General features: G+C 28.7%; 20 protein-coding genes and 1 pseudogene. 9 read left to right on the top strand and 12 right to left on the bottom strand.

What is annotated here, in order from left to right; translation table 11 throughout:
• Positions 1 to 262 (bottom strand): annotated as a pseudogene (locus KPL54_RS14120) (ISNCY family transposase); the annotation flags it as partial.
• A 779-nt stretch (positions 263 to 1,041) separates the two neighbouring features.
• Between KPL54_RS14120 and KPL54_RS14115 the strand changes: the two are divergent.
• Positions 1,042 to 1,224: a hypothetical protein gene (locus tag KPL54_RS14115; RefSeq protein WP_071612906.1), complete on the top strand. Its 183-nt coding sequence runs from the start codon at positions 1,042 to 1,044 to the stop codon at positions 1,222 to 1,224.
• Positions 1,225 to 1,337: 113 nt separating this feature from the next.
• Here KPL54_RS14115 and pulA (KPL54_RS14110) read toward each other — a convergent pair whose 3' ends face one another.
• Positions 1,338 to 3,227, bottom strand: a complete 1,890-nt coding sequence (gene pulA / locus KPL54_RS14110; protein ID WP_216107168.1) for a type I pullulanase — start codon at positions 3,225 to 3,227, stop codon at positions 1,338 to 1,340.
• A 175-nt stretch (positions 3,228 to 3,402) separates the two neighbouring features.
• Here pulA (KPL54_RS14110) and KPL54_RS14105 point away from each other — a divergent pair, with 175 nt between their 5' ends.
• Positions 3,403 to 3,990: a protein kinase gene (locus tag KPL54_RS14105; RefSeq protein WP_216107167.1), complete on the top strand. Its 588-nt coding sequence runs from the start codon at positions 3,403 to 3,405 to the stop codon at positions 3,988 to 3,990.
• Between the two features lie 120 nt (positions 3,991 to 4,110).
• Here KPL54_RS14105 and KPL54_RS14100 read toward each other — a convergent pair whose 3' ends face one another.
• On the bottom strand, positions 4,111 to 4,599 hold the full coding sequence (locus KPL54_RS14100) for a hypothetical protein (RefSeq protein WP_216107166.1): 489 nt from the start codon (positions 4,597 to 4,599) through the stop codon (positions 4,111 to 4,113).
• A gap of 259 nt (positions 4,600 to 4,858) precedes the next feature.
• On the opposite strand from KPL54_RS14100, the gene KPL54_RS14095 reads away from it, so the two are divergent.
• A complete protein-coding gene (locus KPL54_RS14095; protein WP_216107165.1) occupies positions 4,859 to 5,044 on the top strand; it encodes a hypothetical protein in 186 nt (61 codons plus the stop codon).
• Between the two features lie 50 nt (positions 5,045 to 5,094).
• On the opposite strand, the gene KPL54_RS14090 is transcribed toward KPL54_RS14095, so the two are convergent.
• Positions 5,095 to 7,110, bottom strand: coding sequence for a YgiQ family radical SAM protein (locus tag KPL54_RS14090; protein WP_216107171.1), 2,016 nt, complete (start codon positions 7,108 to 7,110; stop codon positions 5,095 to 5,097).
• Positions 7,111 to 7,365: 255 nt separating this feature from the next.
• On the opposite strand from KPL54_RS14090, the gene KPL54_RS14085 reads away from it, so the two are divergent.
• Positions 7,366 to 7,752 carry a hypothetical protein gene (locus KPL54_RS14085; protein WP_216107164.1) on the top strand — a complete coding sequence of 129 codons (387 nt, stop codon included), beginning with the start codon at positions 7,366 to 7,368 and terminating at the stop codon, positions 7,750 to 7,752.
• 71 nt (positions 7,753 to 7,823) lie between these two features.
• On the opposite strand, the gene KPL54_RS14080 is transcribed toward KPL54_RS14085, so the two are convergent.
• The 3 genes from KPL54_RS14080 to KPL54_RS14070 form a co-directional block, all read right to left on the bottom strand.
• Complete coding sequence (locus KPL54_RS14080; protein WP_253203470.1) at positions 7,824 to 8,135, bottom strand: hypothetical protein; 312 nt, start codon at positions 8,133 to 8,135, stop codon at positions 7,824 to 7,826.
• Between the two features lie 47 nt (positions 8,136 to 8,182).
• Positions 8,183 to 9,136, bottom strand: coding sequence for an ROK family protein (locus KPL54_RS14075; protein ID WP_216107162.1), 954 nt, complete (start codon positions 9,134 to 9,136; stop codon positions 8,183 to 8,185).
• Positions 9,137 to 9,301: 165 nt separating this feature from the next.
• On the bottom strand, positions 9,302 to 9,625 hold the full coding sequence (locus KPL54_RS14070; protein ID WP_216107161.1) for a hypothetical protein: 324 nt from the start codon (positions 9,623 to 9,625) through the stop codon (positions 9,302 to 9,304).
• A gap of 185 nt (positions 9,626 to 9,810) precedes the next feature.
• On the opposite strand from KPL54_RS14070, the gene KPL54_RS14065 reads away from it, so the two are divergent.
• On the top strand, positions 9,811 to 9,963 hold the full coding sequence (locus KPL54_RS14065) for a lmo0937 family membrane protein (RefSeq protein WP_151553639.1): 153 nt from the start codon (positions 9,811 to 9,813) through the stop codon (positions 9,961 to 9,963).
• Between the two features lie 205 nt (positions 9,964 to 10,168).
• Complete coding sequence (locus tag KPL54_RS14060; RefSeq protein WP_216107160.1) at positions 10,169 to 10,465, top strand: hypothetical protein; 297 nt, start codon at positions 10,169 to 10,171, stop codon at positions 10,463 to 10,465.
• Positions 10,466 to 10,527: 62 nt separating this feature from the next.
• Here the strand turns inward: KPL54_RS14060 and KPL54_RS14055 are convergent, their stop codons facing one another.
• The 4 genes from KPL54_RS14055 to KPL54_RS14040 all read right to left on the bottom strand — a co-directional run bounded on the left by KPL54_RS14055 (position 10,528) and on the right by KPL54_RS14040 (position 15,994).
• Entirely contained in the window at positions 10,528 to 11,268 is a 741-nt protein-coding gene (locus tag KPL54_RS14055; RefSeq protein WP_253203469.1) for a TRM11 family SAM-dependent methyltransferase, read from the bottom strand.
• Positions 11,269 to 11,532: 264 nt separating this feature from the next.
• Positions 11,533 to 12,447: an alpha/beta hydrolase gene (locus KPL54_RS14050; protein ID WP_216107158.1), complete on the bottom strand. Its 915-nt coding sequence runs from the start codon at positions 12,445 to 12,447 to the stop codon at positions 11,533 to 11,535.
• Between the two features lie 120 nt (positions 12,448 to 12,567).
• Positions 12,568 to 15,291, bottom strand: coding sequence for a type I pullulanase (gene pulA / locus KPL54_RS14045; protein ID WP_216107157.1), 2,724 nt, complete (start codon positions 15,289 to 15,291; stop codon positions 12,568 to 12,570).
• Positions 15,292 to 15,757: 466 nt separating this feature from the next.
• On the bottom strand, positions 15,758 to 15,994 hold the full coding sequence (locus KPL54_RS14040) for a TIGR04540 family protein (RefSeq protein ID WP_216107156.1): 237 nt from the start codon (positions 15,992 to 15,994) through the stop codon (positions 15,758 to 15,760).
• Between the two features lie 424 nt (positions 15,995 to 16,418).
• Here KPL54_RS14040 and KPL54_RS14035 point away from each other — a divergent pair, with 424 nt between their 5' ends.
• The gene (locus tag KPL54_RS14035) at positions 16,419 to 17,042 is read left to right on the top strand and encodes a DUF47 domain-containing protein (protein WP_216107155.1); all 624 of its coding nucleotides are present in this window, start codon (positions 16,419 to 16,421) and stop codon (positions 17,040 to 17,042) included.
• Positions 17,035 to 18,033: an inorganic phosphate transporter gene (locus KPL54_RS14030; RefSeq protein ID WP_216107154.1), complete on the top strand. Its 999-nt coding sequence runs from the start codon at positions 17,035 to 17,037 to the stop codon at positions 18,031 to 18,033. Before KPL54_RS14035 ends, KPL54_RS14030 begins: the two co-directional genes overlap by 8 nt.
• Positions 18,034 to 18,095: 62 nt before the next feature.
• Here the strand turns inward: KPL54_RS14030 and deoD are convergent, their stop codons facing one another.
• Complete coding sequence (gene deoD / locus KPL54_RS14025; protein WP_216107153.1) at positions 18,096 to 18,809, bottom strand: purine-nucleoside phosphorylase; 714 nt, start codon at positions 18,807 to 18,809, stop codon at positions 18,096 to 18,098.
• Between the two features lie 411 nt (positions 18,810 to 19,220).
• Between deoD and nudC the strand changes: the two genes are divergently transcribed.
• On the top strand, positions 19,221 to 20,048 hold the full coding sequence (nudC, locus tag KPL54_RS14020; protein ID WP_253203468.1) for an NAD(+) diphosphatase: 828 nt from the start codon (positions 19,221 to 19,223) through the stop codon (positions 20,046 to 20,048).
• Positions 20,049 to 20,058: the final 10 nt, after the last annotated feature.

The raw sequence follows: 20,058 nt of genomic DNA, 5'->3' as shown, positions 1-20,058 counted from the left end.
CAGCATAATGGGTAAAATTTGCTTCGTGATATTTAGTTTTATATAGATCTATAATCATACACCTAATATCTTCTGAAATGGTATGAATAGGTTTGATGCCTTTATTCCCATGGATAAAGAATTCCTTACCATTAGAACGGTAGCCTGCAATCATACGATTCAGATGTCTAACAGTGCACCCGATACGAAGAGCAGCAGCTTTCTTATTACCATTAACTTCTACTAATTTTTTTATGATTTGATATTTAAAATCTTCTTTCATATTTAAGTCTACCTTTCTGATTATGAACACCCCATTTATACATTATTATGAGGTATATTCTATACTATATTTTTGTTTGTTTGGGACATAATCAAAAATGGTATACTAAGACATTATCATAAACGAATCATAGATTTTTATTTTAATTCAAAATTTTCCTTGCATTTTTTCTTAAAATGTTATATACTTAAAAAGTTACCTAGTAACAATGAAATATTTACAAGCTATCTAATACGTACTAATGCATTAAAAATTGGATCATTAAATCACTTAACAAAAGAGAAGACACGAATTTTAAAAACCCACGCTTAAATTCTTACCCTTTTCATTCGAAAATTTCTTAATGAATCCCTTATTAAAATTTTGTTGAATAACGTACTGATAACACTTATAACATATCGTTTGTTATAACATGAATTTAAATCACATTATATGAGTTACAATTAATATTTTTTGTGTACCCATATACTATTAAGGAGGTGCCTAAATGAGAACAGAATACGTATTTGAAATTACAGAAGATGTAATAAATGAATGTTTGGAATGTCTAGACTAATAATAAAAAAGCAAATCTATCACTACTACAGCTCTAGTGAAGGTTTCTTTTTTTTATAAATGTATACGTATAATTTTGAATTTAAAATGAATACTGGAGATTATTTCTATAGTATATATTATCATAATATTTTGAAATAAAAAGTGTTAAAAAAAGAGGAAATTCCTTTTCAGTATAGAATATATACTTTAAGAGACTATTTACTTGAAAAGGAGTGACTAAAATGTTAACGATTTCTTTTATTAGTGGCGAAAGTGAAATATTGGATTTAAAACAATCTGAAAGTGATTTATTTAAAAACTGGTTTTATAATTTTGAAAACACCAGGCCCCATGAAGTTAACACTATGGGCAAAAAATATTTGTTTAATAAGAAGGCAATAGCTTATATTGAGATAGAACCCTAGTTTTTAGTATTTTATCAAATCATTAAATATTTTGTGATATGATTTGATAAAATCAAAGAAGCTGCATTTTTAGAAATGTAGCTTCTTTGTATGTTCCACAAATAACATTTTTGCTATTTATATAATATAATGCTAGAAATAGCGGGTACAATTATCTCATTTTGGCATGTTTTATCACCCTTACAGACTCCCAACACATTTACTTCGAATTCATTTCCTATAATTATCCATTCATCAGTATCTGGTATAATAAATTTAATCTCATTATTGTTAGCATTATGAATTATAAGTAAATTATCATAATTACCTGCAAAAGTTGAAGTTAATTCATATGCAACGCTGTTATAAGGTGAGTCTAGAAATTTCAACGAATTTCTTACATCATTTTCATTGTCTAAAGTCAAAACCTTTTGACTTTTTCTTAAAGCAATAAGACCCTTAATATATTCATAAGTTTCTGAAAACACAGATTTTCTATTCCAACTTATTTTATTAATCATGTCTCCAGCATTATAACTGTTATGGTTTCCTTGTTTAGTCCTTAATATTTCTGTTCCACCTTGGATAAAAGGAACTCCTTGTGATGTAAGCACTATGGACAATGCTAACCTATTCATTTTTTCTCTTTCAAATGGAGTATTATGAGGATTGCTTTTCTCAAATTTATCATACAAGCATAAGTTATCATGAGCACTTACATAGTTTATAGATTCTCCAGGATTTTGTGTGAAATTGCATATATCATTATTATATTTGATTCCACCTACAATACCTTTTTTGATTTCTAATTCAAAGCCTTTTCCACCGTTAACAAACCCTAAACTGGCCCCATCACTATCCCCCTTTAATGCATTTCTTAAATCATCATTGAATACAGATACTTGCATGCCCTTTTGACTACCTTTTTTCATCTGCATATTCTGTGGTAATAAAGATGTCCCTCCTGTCCATGGTTCGCCATAAATAATAATGTTTGAATTAATACTTTTAGCTTGATTTTCAATCTCTTTCATAGTACCAATATCCTCAAGTGCCATCAAATCAAATCTGAAACCATCTATTTTGTATTCCTGAGCCCAGAACTTAATACTATCAACTATAAATTTTCTAACCATTGGTTTTTCGGATGCAATTTCATTTCCACAACCTGAACCATTTGTATAGTTGCCATAATCATCTGTTCTATAATAGTATTTTGGAACTAAGATATCCATCGGAGAATTTATTTTAGTAAAAGTGTGATTATATACAACATCCATAATTACATTAATACCGTTTTCATGCAAGGCTTGGACCATAGTTTTGAATTCTCTAATTCGTACGGTACCATCATGAGCATCCGTAGCATATGACCCTTCCGGAACATTATATAAATATGGATCGTATCCCCAATTATATTCTTCTGTGCTTTCATCTACGCTTGCAAAATCAAAGACAGGTAATAAATGAACATGGGTTATTCCTAAGTCTTTGAGATGGTCAAGCCCTGTAATAACATCTATAGGCGTTTTAGTATTTTTCTCAGTAAAAGCTAAATATTTCCCTTTATTTTTCATTCCTGAATATTCTGATGATGAAAAATCTCTAATATGAATTTCGTATATAATTGATTCGGTTCTATTAATTGCTGCAGGTCGTTTGTGATTTTCCCAGTTATCTGGATTTATAGAAGGAAAATCAATAATCATGCCCTTTTCACCATTAGCACTTGCACCTTTAGTATATATATCTGGCGTTTCTCTTTCTATCCCATCATTTAATACTAAATAATTATAATATTTATTTTTGTAATTCCCAATAAGTTTAAGTTCCCAAACGCCTTTTTCTACCTTAATCATCTCATGCTTTTTTCCTAAGTAATCATCGAATGATTCATAAACTATTACTGATATTTTATCTATGGTAGGTGCCCATACTTTAAATATTGTATTTTCTTTAGAATAAACAGCACCTAAGTCATTTCCATTATATATGAATTCCTGAGCATCTAATATTTTTGTCATTATCAAATCTCTCTCCTTAAGAATCCACTAAAGTGATTCAATTAATTGTATATATATTCCTTAACATTATAATATTAATTATAATATTAATCAAGATAACATTTGTATATATAGGAAATACTTACAAGCCTTTGTCATATAATATAGTGATATCTATTGTAAAGAAGATGATAATATGAATGAAGACAAAAGTTACTATATTCAATTAAACAGTAAAGTTGAAAAAATGCTTAGAACATCAGAATTTTTAGGGTCTGGCCATAATGGGATAGTTTATTTGCTTCCTAACAAAAGAGTAATTAAAATTTTTAAAGATAAGAAAGTTTGTTCGGGAGAATATAATATTTTTGTTAAAACTAGAAAAAGCAAATATTTCCCTAATGTTTATGAGCATGGAGCATACTACATTGTAAGAGATTATGCTGGTGGACAACGTCTTGATAAATATATAAAAAAACATGGTATTAATGAAGTAATATCACTTAACATAATTAAACTTATTGAAGAGTTTACTAAGCTTAAATTTAACAGACTAGACATTAGGTGTAAAGATTTATACTTAATGGATGATTTTTCGATTAATGTAATTGATCCTAAAAATAATTACTCTAAAAATGTAAATTATCCAAGACATTTAATGAAAGGTCTGAATAACTTAGGAGTACTAGATGAATTTTTATCAGTAGTTAGTGAAAAACGTCCAAAAACTTATAAGTTATGGAGTTTTAGATTTAACCAATATTTGAAAAAAAATATTAAGTAGGTATTATAAATTCTTATAATAAAAGTTCTAATACCTATATAGACTATCATTACTAAGTAATTGTTAAAAAGAACATAAGAGACTGTAATCCATAAAGGTACAGTCTCTTACAATAATATTTTATTGTAGCACATCTAAATCTCTTAAATCATCTAGAAATTCTTGAAAGTTTAGTGCTCTTGAAGAATTTAATATAATTCTTGCACTTCGAATTAACTTTTTATCATCAGTTACAAGGATATATTCTTTATTTTTTTGACAAATGTCAATTAAACTATAATCATTTATTGAAATTTTATCTCCATTAACTAAATATATATTTTTGTCTTGTTGATATTTAATAAAATCATTTGGTAAATTTTCGTTTATAAAATCAGAAGATGTCTCATTATTAGTAATGATATGTCCTAATAATTTCAAAAATTTATTTGAGAGTACAAAATCTTCATTGAATTTTACATATTCTTTTACTGATAATTCCCCTGCTATGTCCTTCGAAATTTTAAAATCAACAGATTTTATATTTTCAATAGTATCCAGTAGGGTAGGATATTTATTCCACACCTTTATTACTATATTAGTATCCAATAAATACTCTTTACATATCATAATCTTATCTCCTTTAGAAGTAAATCTATAATAGGTTTTCAATAAAAAGATGCTTGTATTGCTATTTTATTAATATTATATTCATTATTATCTAAATGGTTGACTATTATTTATCTTTTATTTATCTTGATAAATGTATATATTACAATTATAATTTAGATGATATTATATAATATCTAGCTTCTTAAAGCAAATATTATATAATTAAAGTGAGAATATAAAGAAAGGAGTAGCTGATACGTAGCTAATAGATGATATTATGGAAATACATGTATTTTTAAAAGGAAGTAAAAAAGCTGTTATTTATAGTGGTGATAGAATTGATGTTTTAGATTTTGAAATGAATAAAGTCAAATATAAGCAAATCAGATATTTTAGAAAGGGTTTCAGTAAAAGTGAACTTGTAGAACAAGAAAGTATAAACAAAATAGTTACAATAGATTAATAATAAATACCTACATCATTTAATTGAATGTAGGTATTTATTATAACTAACTATTGTCTTTTCTTAAGTTTTGATTTCTTTTTGTTAGTACTTTTATTTACCTGACTTGATCTACCTTGGGTGCTTATAGGTTTACTTTTATCTTTATGCCTTTTGCTTATAGGTGTATCCTTCGTCTTCTTTTTTATATTAGTAACTTTATCTCTATTGCTGCCCTTTAATTCTTTTTGCTTTCCACTCTGATTATTGAATTGCTCTTTATTCTTTTTTCCTCTAGGTTTTACTAGGCACTTAGGGCCATAACCAATAAGATCTTCTCTTCCAGCTTGTGTTAACGCGGATAATACTAAATCGTATTTCATAGGGTCTTTATATTGAAGAAGTGCCCTTTGCATAGCTTTTTCATTTTTTGTTTTAGGTATATGAACTTCTTCAAGAGTTATCGGATCAAACCCTGTATAAAACATAGTAGTTGACAGAGTACCAGGTGTTGGATAAAAATCTTGTACTTGTTCTGGTTGATAATTAATATCTCTAAGGTATTCTGCTAGTTCTATTGATGATTCTAGTGTGCATCCAGGATGACTAGACATAAAATAAGGAATAACATATTGCTTCTTACCTATTTTCTCAGTAGACGCATAGAATTTTTCTAAAAATTTATTATAGGTTTTTCCTGCTGGCTTACCCATATACTTTAGAACTTTATGAGCAACATGTTCTGGTGCGACCTTAAGCTGTCCACTAACATGATGTTTTATGAGTTCATTTAAAAAAGTATCATCTTTGTCTGCCATAATATAATCATAACGCAGTCCTGAACGTACAAAAACTTTTTTAATATTTGGAAGTTCTCTTAATTTTCTTAGGAGTTTTAAATACTCCATATGATCAACGTCTAAATTTTTACACGGGCTAGGATGCAGACATTGTCTATCCTTGCAAGCTCCTACCTTTAACTGTTTATCACATGCTGGCCTTCTAAAATTAGCTGTAGGGCCTCCTACATCATGAATGTATCCTTTGAAATCTTTAAGTTTTGTAATTTGAATTGCTTCCTCAATTAGTGAATTCTCACTTCTACTTTGCACAATTCTTCCTTGATGAAAAGTTATGGCGCAAAAAGCGCAACTCCCAAAACATCCTCTTGAACTTACTAGACTAAACTGAACTTCTTCTATAGCAGGTATTCCGCCCATTGCTTCATAACTAGGGTGATAATTTTTCTGATATGGCAAGCCATAAACTATATCTAATTCTTCTCTCGTAAGGGGCATTTCTGGTTTGTTTTGTACAAGATACTTATTGGCATGCTTTTGCACAATACCAATTCCGCGAATGGGATCTTGCTCATCATATTGTATTTTAAAGGCCTCTGAATATTTATGTAAATCTCTACATACTTCTTTATAAGATGCTATTTCAATAAAGCCTTCTATATTTTCTATATCGTCAGTAACATAACATGTGCCAAGCACTTGTGTAATATCTTTTATATCTATGCCTTCATTTAACTTTGACGCAATATTAACGACTTGTTTTTCACCCATGCCATAGATTAATAAATCTGCTCCGCTATCTATAAGCATTGATTTTCTTACCTTATCACTCCAATAATCATAATGTGCAAAGCGCCTTAAACTTGCTTCTATGCCACCAATAATAAGAGGGACATTTTTATAAGCTTCCTTAATTCTATTGCAATAAACTATCGTTGCTCTATCAGGTCTTAGGCCCATTTTTGCACCTGGAGAATATAAATCTTTTTCTCTTATTTTCTTGCTTACTGTATAATGGTTAACCATAGAATCCATATTTCCAGAATTAACCAAAAATCCAAGTCTTGGTTTGCCTAGTTTTTTAAAGTCATCTATATTTTTCCAATCAGGTTGGGCTATTATTCCTACTTTATAACCTTCATTTTCTAAAACCCTTGAGATGATTGCAGTTCCAAAACTATGATGATCTACATATGCATCACCTGTAACTATAATGAAATCTAATTCGGTCCAACCTCTATCTGCAATATCTTGTTTGCTAATAGGTAAATAGTTATTATCTTTAATTAAGTCCACCTTCTTTTGATTTAATCGTAAGTTTTAATATATAATGTGAAATACAAGTATAGCATGCTTTATAAATTAATTCTTTAAAATCAACAAATTTAACTAGATATATAAGTTACCTCTTATATAAAAAATAACAAATTCTTGTAATTTTAGTAACACCATTTTTATATGTTTGCATATAATATAATGACTTCACTTTATGAAGTTCATATATATAAACTATAATTTAACAGTTTAATAAGGGGGGAATGTATGCATCGTTCAATAAATAACGTAAAAAATGAAAACATAGGATATAGTGAAGAAGCAATAACAAAAACTACTAACAATATTCAACAAGATTTTAAAATAAATATTCATAATGGAAAAGGTTTTTATGAAACTGGAACTAATAATTCCTTTTGGTCAAGCTTGATTATTACTGCTAAAATATTTCAACCTCAAAATGGAGTTTGGGATATTGTAATTAAAGACAAATCAAAAAGAAATTTAGTGGTTTACGAAAATCATAACGTGGTACATGATAAAGAGATATCATTTAAATATAAAACAGGCTTAAAAGTAAACCTTCTAATTGAAGCTACTTGGACGCAAACTAAAGATACAACTCTATGTGGAGAAATATCTATTAATTACTAGTCCTCATATTTCTAATCCTATTTAGATTTATTAAATTGTTCTTTCTAAAATTTAATAAACCTAAATAGGAATTAGATTTGTTCATTTACTTTTTCAAGCAGTATTAAAAAGTCGTTCTGATTTTTTCTTTCCAAATACATATCTATAAGTGACTGAGTAGACAATTTATTAAGACCTTTATATCCATTATCTAAAATATCAGTTAAAACATTCATAAAATAGTCTTTACTTTTATCTATGTTATTAAGCATCTTTGAGGATATATCTTTTATTAATTCTTCTTTTATATTTTCTCGAAGCTTTTCTGTGTATTCTTTCATAAAAATTTGTGTTTCTTCAGGATACTGAGAAAAATTGCCTGACATTATATCTTGTATTTCCATCATAACCACTCCTTAATAAAGTATAACATTATTATTTTATATTAATGTTATACTTCTCCATGTTTTGCAACCATTGCGGCACCAATTACACCTGCTTTATTACCTAACTGTGCTAAAACAATTTTAGCAATAGGTAAATCCTTATAATACTTATTTGCTCTTACTTCTTTTGTAATCAAATCCAAAAGATATTGACCTGCCCCTGCAATTCCACCACCCAATACAATTATTTCTGGATCAATAAAATTAACTATATTAATTATACCTATAGCTAAATATTTTATTAATCTATTAACAGCTAAGTTGGCTATTTTATCTCCTTTTTTAGCACAATCAAAGATTATTTTTGCATTTAGATTATCTATATTACCCTCCACATTTTCCATTATTGTAGTAGGTTCATTCATTTCCATAATTAATTTTTTCGTATATTTTATTATAGCAGTAGATGATGCAAATGTCTCTAGACAGCCGTTTCTTCCACAATTACAATTATAAAAATTTTCACCAATAACTGTATGTCCAAGTTCTGAGCCTACGCCATTAAACCCACTATAGATTTCACCGTTTATTATAATTCCACCACCAATACCTGTACCTAAAGTTAGCATTAAACCGCTTTTACAATTTTGCATAGAACCACTCTCATATTCAGCAAGTGCAGCCACTGTTGCATCATTATCTATGTAAACCGGTGTATGAAGTGCGTCTTCTAACATCTTTCTCAATGGTACATTTCTCCAACCAAGATTGACACAAAATATTACATTACCATCCTTATCGGCTAAACCTGGAATACCGACTCCTATAGCTGTTATTTCGTTAAGTTTCATATGGTATTCGTCTAGAATCTTTAGAACTAGAGCTATCATATCATCTATTAGTTCTTGTGGTTCTCTTTCTGACCTTGTTTCACATGATTCTTCGTGTATTACTTTTCCATTCTCATCAACAATACCAATAGCAATATTAGTACCTCCTAAATCAATACCTATATACATACACTGCTTCCTTCCATAGCTTCTGCTACCATTTATTTTGGGTAAAAATATTTTATTTATAATTATGTTTTAATAAGATTAGATAATTTTATGTATCGTTAAATTATATCATATTTACGTATTCATGCTTTGTAAATTTAAAAAATTGCCAAATTATTTATACATTTATTTTCTATGATACTTATAATATGCAATAACTTCTACATATTTACTTGTCTTATCATCAGTATAACTTAGAATTATTCCATTCTGGCTCATTAATTCAGAACACTGTAAACTTTCTATGGAGTGTTTAAAAATAACATTATTATCACTTTGAATGATAAATTGGTCATTTAAGATATTTATTACACAGTTCTTCCCTATTATAGATTCACCATATTGATTTGGATCTCTAGTTGTGACATATCTTACTTGAAAATTATTGACTCTTTTAAGTCTCGCTTCATTTTCTTTTTTTGCCTTTGTCTTTTTACTATTAAAAAACATTTTATCACCCTATCTTTTATATTAATTACATTATACAGTAAATTGTTAAAAAATAGGGTCACTGATAAATCTAATTATTTTACAAAAATTAGTGACGAAATTATCTCGTATAATTTAGGTGACTTTGGGTCATTATAATAACTAATGACAATAAATAAACATATATATGAAAGGTCGTGTTTTATATGGGATTTTTACGTTGGTTAGGCGGAATAATAGTACTCTTTTGGGTTTTAGGACTTATATTTAAAATAGGTGGTGGTATGATCCATCTATTACTTGTAATAGCCGCAATAGTATTTATAGTGGATATGATTTCAGGTAGAAAAAAAGTCTAAAAACCTATTGTCCAGATAATTTTTTAAATCAATATTCACATTTTCGGAGAAATTTCTAGTAAAATATAAATTATAGCTAACACAAATAAGTATATTTGCATAAAAGCAAATATACTTATTTGTGTTAGTTAGATTATTGTTGAAATAAATTATTGTTTTAACGTATAATGTAGATTATAAAAGAATAAAATTGCGAGGTAAAATAATGATAAAACAACAAATTGGTGATATAAAATCTAAAGATCCGCTTGCCCAAAATAACAAGAAATGGTGCCAACTAAAAAAAAATGAGCAGATATGTATTTCTAATATATTAAGAAATCAATATATTGATTTTGTATTAGGGAAATGCAGAAAACCAAATAAAAATGAAAAAGAGTTTATTACAGCTTGTGCTTATTTAGAAGTACTAGAAAATCAAATTTATATATCTGTACCTGACTTAAGAAAGTATTTTCAAAGTAAAATTCCAAAATATGATATTTCTATAGAAAAGTTCTAATTACATAGTTTAAATCCGACCCTAAAAAGGAGGTGTATATAAATTTATGCACCTCCTTTTTATTAACTACATATGTATATGTGTCTTTGAAAGGTTCCTTTTGATACACTGCACCTATCATCTATCTGAAAGCCAACAGATTTAATTTGTTCTTCCATATCATCAAAAGTAACGATTACCATTTTAGCTGCTATCCTACGCGTACTATTCATAATAGCTAACTGCTGAGCTGTCGTAATTTGAGTAAATATACCATAGGGAAGATCAACGATAGCTACATCATATTTATTTTGAATATCATTCATATCACCAATAGTTATCACATCTTCATATCCAAAATACCGGAGATTCGTCTTAGCATTTTTACCAATTAAAGGGTTTATTTCATAACCTTTAATATTAATATGCATTGAAATAGCTTCAATTAGTACTGTTCCAATGCCACAACAGGGATCTACAACACTACAGTTTAGATTATTACCTACGGCTATATTAATAATAGCTCTACAAACGTTAACCTTTAATGCATTAGAGTAAGAAAAAGGTTTTTTGTTCCGTTGTAACCATTCAGAAGTATTGCTTTCACATTTACCAAATATCCATGTGTTTGCTATTTTTGTTATGCCAAAAATAGTTTCTGGTTTTTTCATTTCACATTCTCCAAGTATACTAAAGCCTATTTCAAATTCAATTCTACGACTCTCATGAAAACCTACATTTTCATGAGGTGCATTAATATAAGCAACTTTATATTTTTTGCTAGTTAATTTGTCATTATTAATTTGCTCTATAATTCTCTCCATTGTTTCTCCCGTATACATTACTGAAATGCATTTTTTTATGAAAGGACTTCTAGAGGGGTCTATGTGTATATTAGAAAATAGATATTTATCATTAAGAGGTTTATTGAAAAGACATTTGATTTCCATTTTACATAAACTTTCCTCGTCACTGGAATAATTAGTGATGTATAAATATTTCTTTTCATTTTGTAATAGATGAAACATTAAAACACAACCTTTCTATATAGAACATTCTATTTTATATAAGTTACATGCATTTATTGTTTAAATTATATTAATATCCGTTAAAAATTTGTAAATTCGTTTTGTATATTCATCTTTGTTATTCCAGTATGATTGCGCATGACCAGCCTTTTGAGCAATATACATATCCTTGTAGCTATTCGTCGCCGAGTACATTTGTTTACACATATAGGTAGGTACATAATCGTCATCTTCTCCGTGAATAAACAAAATTGGAACTTTTACTTTTGGTAGAGTTGTTATAGGTGACACATCTTTAAAATTCCATCCTGTTCGAATTTTGCTGATTTTACTCGCTAATTTTATTAGAGCAAAATTGTTTATATTATAATCTTTCTTTAATCTACGACTAAATAAATCCTGCGCATCAGAGTAACCGCAGTCTTCTATGCAGAAATTAATTCTATCGTCGATTGCAATATTTTGAAGAGCTATGCCAGCACCCATGGATTCCCCATGTAGACCAATTATAATATTTTTTCCTAATTTATCAAATAACCAATCAGTGCATTTTTTTAAATCATACTTTTCGTAATAACCAAATGAAGTGTTACACCCCCCACTTAAACCATGATTTCTATGATCATAAATAAAAATAGCAAAGTCTTTTTTTAAAAACATATCCATGTATTTAACAGAAGAATATAAACTACAAGTTATTCCATGACACAATATAATAACTTTTTTTGAACCATTATTCGGGAAGAAAAATCCATGAACTTTATAAGTATACTCTGAATCTATATATACCTCTTGTTTTTCCAAATTATTAAATGTTTCTATTTCTATTTTCCCTTCTTTTACTTCAGTATCATATGTACAAGTATAGTTTCTAACCTCAGGGTAAATGACTATACTAGAAAAATGCCAACCTACAATTAAAATGATACTAGTAATAATTATTAATACTACTATAAAAGATATTATAAATAACATGCTAACACCTCTTTTGACTATATTTTAAATTACAAATCCGTATAAATTTATTGATTATGAAGCAAAAAAGGGCCCTTTTTTTTAATATAGGACCCCTAAAATACTCAAATCAGTGCATTTTTAGATTTTTTTTCTCTTTTTTAAAAAAAACATTATGCAAGCAACTACACCTAGCGCTAATATAATATAAGTTCTAAAAGTTAGTGATGTAAATATATTTTCTGATTCATAATAAACCACAATAGAGCTTAGTGCAGGAACAACTAAATATTCTCCGCTAAATTGTTTTATAGTTTTAACTCCTGCTTTATCGCCATCTACTACGATATTCCATGTGCCATTATTTGATAATTTTACAGTCTTCTCCTCCCTATTTGCATTATATGCAACTACAATGTGCGCCCAACTATCCATGTTTGCATTGTAGTTCATTTCATATGCTACCACATTTTCAGGGACTGCTAAAAATTTCAAGTTTTTCGTAATCATATCCGCAGAGGTCATTCTAAAGGCAGGATGTGCTTTTCTTAATTCAATTAAGCCTTTGAAATAATCAACAGTTTCAATGTTTTTAGATTTCCTTGTCCAATCAATCTTATTTACATTATCACTTGCCTTATAAGAATTTTTAACGCCCGCTTTAGTTCTTAAAAATTCTTGACCCGCTTGGAAGAATGGAATACCTTGTGAAGTAAGAATCATAGAATCTGCCATTTTGTGCATTTTTGTTCTTATTTCATCACTGTCCTTGGGATTTGTTAGAAGGAGCTTATCCCATAAGGTATTATTAGCGTGAGATTCAGTATAATTAGCAATTTGTACAGGTTCTATATTACCATAAGTCTCTATAATATTAGAGTAATCTATACCTCCAACTATTCCTTTTTTTATAGCTGTCTCTTTTTGAAGTGCACCATTAATGAAACCTTTTGCTTTTGGTAAAAACACACTTCCACTTAGGCCATCTCTTATTTCATCATTGAATTGTGTTATTTCAGTAAGTTTACTTGCATTTTGTTTATTTGCTTTTACATCTGGTGAAAGGGTAGTACCCTTATCTGATCCATCTCCTAAAACGAGAATAGAAGGATTTATACCGCTTAGTTTTTTTCTAACTTCATTCATCGTCTTTTGATCAATAAGACCCATCTGATCGAATTTGAATCCATCTAAATTATATTCTTTTGCCCAATAGATAACTGAATCAACAATGAATTTTCTTGCCATAACATTTTCAGAAGCTATTGTATTTCCATAACCACTTTCATTTGAATTAGTTCTAAAATAGTACCCAGGTACTATTTTATTGAAATTAGAATTAATACCGCTGTACATGTGGTCATAAGCTACATCCACATTTACTCTTAATCCATTATCGTGAAGGGCTTGTACTGCTTGTTTTAATTCTTTAACTCGAGTGGTAGGATTATATGGATTAGTTGAATAACTTCCTTCAGGAGCATTGTAATTTTTTGGATTGTAGCCCCAATTAAATTGCGATTTATTTGAAGTTTCATTTATAGTAGAATAATCGAATATTGGCATAAGCTCCACATGTGTTACTCCTAATGATTTTATGTAATCAATTCCTGTCGAGTTACCATCAATTCCGTTTGTGCCTGTTTCAGTAAATGCTAGGAATTTGCCTTTATTTTTTATACCACTATTGGGGTCTACGGAAAAGTCTCTAACATGCAGTTCGTATATAATTGCATCAGTTAAATTTGAAAAATCAGGTTTTTCATTTGGTTTCCAAATTTCTGGGTCCGTTTTCTTAAGATCTACTACAGCACCCTTATCACCATTTGCGGATACAGAACGCGCATAAGGATCCACAGCCTCATTCCAAACGCCTTTAATGTTAACTTTATAAGTATAAAATATACCACTTTGATTTCCATTTAGGTCAAAAGACCATGTTCCCTTTTCACTCTTCTTCATTTTGATTTCAGTGCCAGTTTTATCATTCCAATGTTCATAGGTTACTAACTTAACTTCAGTTGCAGTCGGTGCCCAGACTTTAAAGCTCGTTTTGCTAGTAGAATAAGTGTTACCCAAATCATTTCCTTCATAAGAAAACATTTTTTCAAAACTAGCACTTTGCATTACATCACCAAATGCTATTTCCTTTTCTGGAAAAGCTGTCTTCGAAATTGTAAGAGTTTGATTTAAATTTATATTTTCACTAAGTTCTATATTCGCAACTGTTGTAAAACCACCAATTACCTTTGAGCTTGTTATTTTATTTATTTTTAAAGCTTTTCCATTAGATTTAACTATAAAGCCTTGAGCATCAGCTGCGACAAATGGAAATGATACATTAGTTTCTATGTTTATGGTTTTCAAATCATCTAATTTTGCACTTACAAATTTATTGGGTTTGTTTATAGCCTTACCAGGTATAATGCTAACTTTTAATTTGGTTGCTTCAGCTAAAGAATAGTATATTTTAGGGTCTCCACCATTAATCCAAACTTCACCTACACCATTCTTAAATTTTTCAATAAATCTATCATCGTTTGTATCTTTTTTCCACTCATTTGTGTAAATTATAAAACCTACTTTATTAAGGTCTCCACCAAACTCAGTTTCACCAATCTGCCCAAATGAATCTTTACTAGTAAAATCGAACTTATTTCCATCTTTTTTGTCAGACCATAACCACATCTTCCATTTTGAATTATTGTCTGCATTTCTAGCATAATGAATAATTATCTTTGTTTTATCACTCTGTGCAAAGGTGTGGATATTTGGCAATATAAAAAGAAATCCTGTCATAACTAAAACAGTAGTAAGAAAAATAATTAAAGTATTTCTTTTGTTATTCCCGTTCCAAAAGTTCATAAATTTCTCCCCTAAAAATAAAATTATGGTCTATATTTTTTGATTCACTTATAGCTTTTGTAATAATTACGAATAAATTTAGTATATATTATATTGAAATATTTTACAACAACCAACTAAATTAAATCATTATTTTGTTAAGTTTTAGCAATATACTAATTAATGTTGTATTTATAGAATTAGTATATCGTATAAAATAAATAGGGCTAATGATTAAAATATTAAGGCACCGATAGCTGACTAAAAGCCTGCAATTTGATACCTTTTTAAAATCAAATAGCCCTCGACGAATTCCATAAATGATAATAATTTATTGTGTATTCTTATCATTTATTTTTAGTCATTATACCACTTCTTGCTATTTAAACATTTTCACCTTAATACATTATATAATTTACGTAAGATATATTCAAGTGGTTTGTTATTCTGTGATACATAACCTACTTTTTTGATGAAATTATAAAGATTAATTTTCTTTTTCAGATAATATTTTTTTAATGATAGCTACTCTAGAGTCACCTAGTATATTAGAAATTTTTATAGGAATAGAGCCTTCCTTAGGAAGTTTATCCTCGTTGGCATTGGCTAATATAATTATTTTTTCTTTTAGCTTATTATATTCTATAACATCATCTAAATAAAAATCTACTAAATCTTTTAAACATGTTCCTAATTCTTTTGGGTTCTTATAAATTTTTCTCATATTGTACTCCTCATTGATTTATAATTATTTTTTTTAGTTTTTATTGAAATAATACCTAAGTAAAATCCCAAACTCGACTAAAAGTATATCACAGATTTTTATTATAATCTTATATTTAGTAACAAAATATTTAGTTTAGATATAGATATGGTTACTTAATGTAGATAATATTTTTTAAGAAAGCTACCTTATTTTGATTAATATTGACATAATAGCAAAAAACTCAGAGTAAAATTTTACATTATAACACATATTATTACAGCCTACGTTAAGTTATGTTAAATATATTAATACAATATTGTACTTTGTTAAGTAATATCATATAATTAGGCTTGTACGGTTTAAAATATATCTTAATTTTAAATTCAGCAGTACATATTTTAATTTAAAACATGTTTTTTATTTATCGAAGGAGGAACAATATATGTTTAATTTTAAACCACAAGACAATTTGTTTTTTGAGCTTTTCTCGAAGGGAGCTGAAATATTTAATAGTTCCGCAAAAGAGCTAAAATTGTTAATGAATGAACTCGATAATCCTAATGAAAGATTAGAGAAACTAGTAAAGCTTGAGCATGAAGGCGACCTTGTAACCCATGAATTAATTGAATATACTAAGAAGATGTTTATAACTCCATTAGACAGAGAAGATATATTTAATATAACAAAAGGAATAGACAATATTACTGATAGTATTGAGTCTACAGCTCATTTGTTCTACATGTATAATGTGACCTCTGCTACTCCAGAAGCTATTGAACTTGTTGATAAACTTATGGTTGTTTCGTCAGACCTTGTTAAGGTGATTTTAGAATTAAAATCTCTTCGCAAAAGCACTATCTTAGTGGATAAAATCATCGATATAAACACTTTGGAAAACGAAGCTGATTTAATTTACAGAAAAGCGATGAGAAAACTATTCGAAAATCCCGAAGATATTTTGTTCGTAATGAAATGGAAAGATTTATACCATTATCTAGAAGATAGCATTGATGCTTGTGAAACACTTGCAAATGAAATCCGAGGAGTTGGTATGAAATATGCTTAGTTCATCAATTATAGTTGTTGTAATAATATTAGCTCTTATCTTTGATTTTATAAATGGATTTCACGATACAGCTAATTCTATTGCTACATCTATTGGTACTAAAGTACTTACACCTATGCAAGCATTAGGAATGGCTGCAGTACTGAATTTTGTTGGTGCTATGTTACATACAGAAGTTGCAAAAACTATAGGAACGGGAATAATAAATAATGGTATAGCTACTCCTCAAATTGTAGCTATAGCCTTAGTAGGTGCTATTATTTGGAACCTAATAACTTGGTATTATGCTATCCCTAGTTCTTCTTCTCATGCACTTGTTGGTGGACTTTTAGGTGCATCCATAACTACTCATAAACTTGATTTTTCTGTAGTTAATTGGCAAGGGTTTGTTGATAAAATAATAATTCCACTTATATCGTCACCAATAATAGGACTTGTATTTGGATTTTTATTTATGTTTTTGCTTACATGGTTATTCCATAAAGCAACTCATAAAAAAGTTAATGGTGTGTTTAAAAAATTACAAATTTGTTCTGCTGCTTTGATGGCATATAGCCATGGTTCAAATGATGCTCAAAAATCTATGGGTGTTATAACTATGGCACTAATTGCTGGTGGCTTTTTAAATGCTACTAACTTTGCTATACCATTGTGGGTAAAAATTTCTTGTGCGTTAGCAATGTCACTCGGTACAATGGTTGGTGGTTGGAAAATAATAAAAACCATGGGTGTTAATATGATAAAGCTAGAGCCAATTGATGGATTTGCAGCAGAAACTGCAGCTGCACTTACTATTCAAGCAGCTACTGCATTAGGTGCACCGGTGAGCACAACTCATGTAATAACTAGTGCAATAATGGGTGTAGGGTCTTGTAAAAGGCTTTCTGCCGTTAGATGGAGCCTTGCGAGGACTATACTCGTTGCATGGGTTTTAACTATTCCATGTAGTGCCCTTATATCGTCAGTAATTGCACTTGTATTTTATAGGTAATACAATACACTTAAAAAAAATCCCCAATAATTTTATATTGAGGATTTTTTTATTATATACTATTATTCTGCCATTTCTAAAGCTATTTCTATCATATTTGTGAATGATTGTTGTCTTTCTTTAGAAGTAGTTAACTCATGAGTTACCAAATTGTCTGATACTGTTAATAAACAAGCTGCTTTCTTGTTTAATACTTTTGCATTACTAAATAAAGCAAAAGATTCCATTTCTACGCAAGTACAACCGTGCTTTTCATAAATCTCCTTATAACTATCAAGATTTTTACTATAAAATACATCCGAAGAATGAATTTTTTCTTTGTGTACTATAATTCCTAAATCATCTGCAATTTTTTCTAACTTATTATTAAGTAAAGATGATGCATCAATAGTATCTTTATCATACCCGCTTTGAACTTTTGCATACGTAGATTCACTCCAAGCCTGCGTACATAATATTACATCATATAATTTCAAATCAGTAGTGTAAGCACCACAAGAACCAATACGTATAATATTTTCTACCCCATAAAAATCAAATAGCTCATATGAGTAGATACCGATACTTGGCATACCCATGCCACTAGCCATTACAGAAATTTTACGTCCCTTATATGTACCAGTGTATCCGAATATATTTCGCACAGTATTAAATTTAAAAACATTTTCCAAAAAAGTCTCTGCAATAAATTTTGCACGTAATGGATCCCCTGGCATTAATACTGTTTTTGCAATAATTCCTTTTTCCTTTACTTCAATATGTGGTGTAGGTATCATATTGAACCTCCTTATAATTGTTTTTCACTTTGTAAATAGTATTTTAGTATTATTTACATTATACCAAAATATTGAATGTTTTGATATTGTATATTTATTTTTTTATTTCGGTTTTTTATTAGTTAATATTTTTTTTATTTTGGTTTACATTTTTAGATTAGTTTACATAATTATATGTATGTAAACCAGTCTAATTATTATATTATTTTTGAATGGTTTTAAAATTAGACTTACTATTTAAATATGATATACTTTTAATTTTTATCAACTTTTTTACTATATTATTCCTTTTTTAAATATCAAAACATATATATATATGATATAATTACGTGATATTTATATGAATATTGAATAATATATCGTACTTATTAAATAGGTACGATATAGCTATAGATTGGAGATATGATATTAATGTGTAATAATGAAAATAACACAAATTATATACCTGGAGTAGTTGAAGTTTTACCTAAAACCAATATGGATTTATATTTTCTGTTTTGCAATGATGAATTACTAGTGAAATTAGAAAATAATATAGCAAGTATACCAACTATTAATGAATTAGAAAATTTAAAAATGAATAATATTCAATTTTTGGGTTCTGAAAACGGAAAAAATTGTTACTGCGGAGAAATAAGTGAAGACGTTGTTATTCCAAATTTTATGTTTTATATGAGTCTTAAATCTTTAACTCACAAGCTCCCAGAAGATATGTTTTGGATTGGTGGTAGAGCGATTCAAGTAGTAAATTGGAATAATGATCATGTATATTGTGGGAGATGCGGTACATTAACTCAAAATGTGAATGGAGAAAGGGCTAAAAAATGTCCAAAATGTGGACTCTCAAATTATCCCAGAATATCTCCAGCCATAATTGTAGCTGTTGTACGTGATGGAAAATTACTTCTTGCCCATAACCTTCAATTTCCTAAGGATTTATATAGTGTAGTTTCTGGATTTTTAGAGGTTGGAGAAACTTTTGAGGAATGCGTTGTCCGGGAGGTAGAAGAAGAAACAGGAATTACTGTAAAGAATATTAGCTATTTTGGAAATCAACCTTGGCCTTTCCCTAATTCTATAATGATTGGATTCACTGCCGAATATGCAAGCGGAGAAATACAAGTGGATGGAGAAGAAATAGGCGAGGCTCACTGGTATAGTCCAAGTGATATGCCTATAACACCAGACAGTATAAGTATAGCTAAAAAATTAATTGATTGGTTTGTGAAGAATTATTAATTAAGCAAGA

Origin of the sequence: Clostridium estertheticum (assembly GCF_018861295.1) — a bacterium.
GTDB lineage: Bacteria > Bacillota > Clostridia > Clostridiales > Clostridiaceae > Clostridium_AD > Clostridium_AD estertheticum_D.
This window is presented reverse-complemented; position numbering and strand designations above follow the sequence as displayed.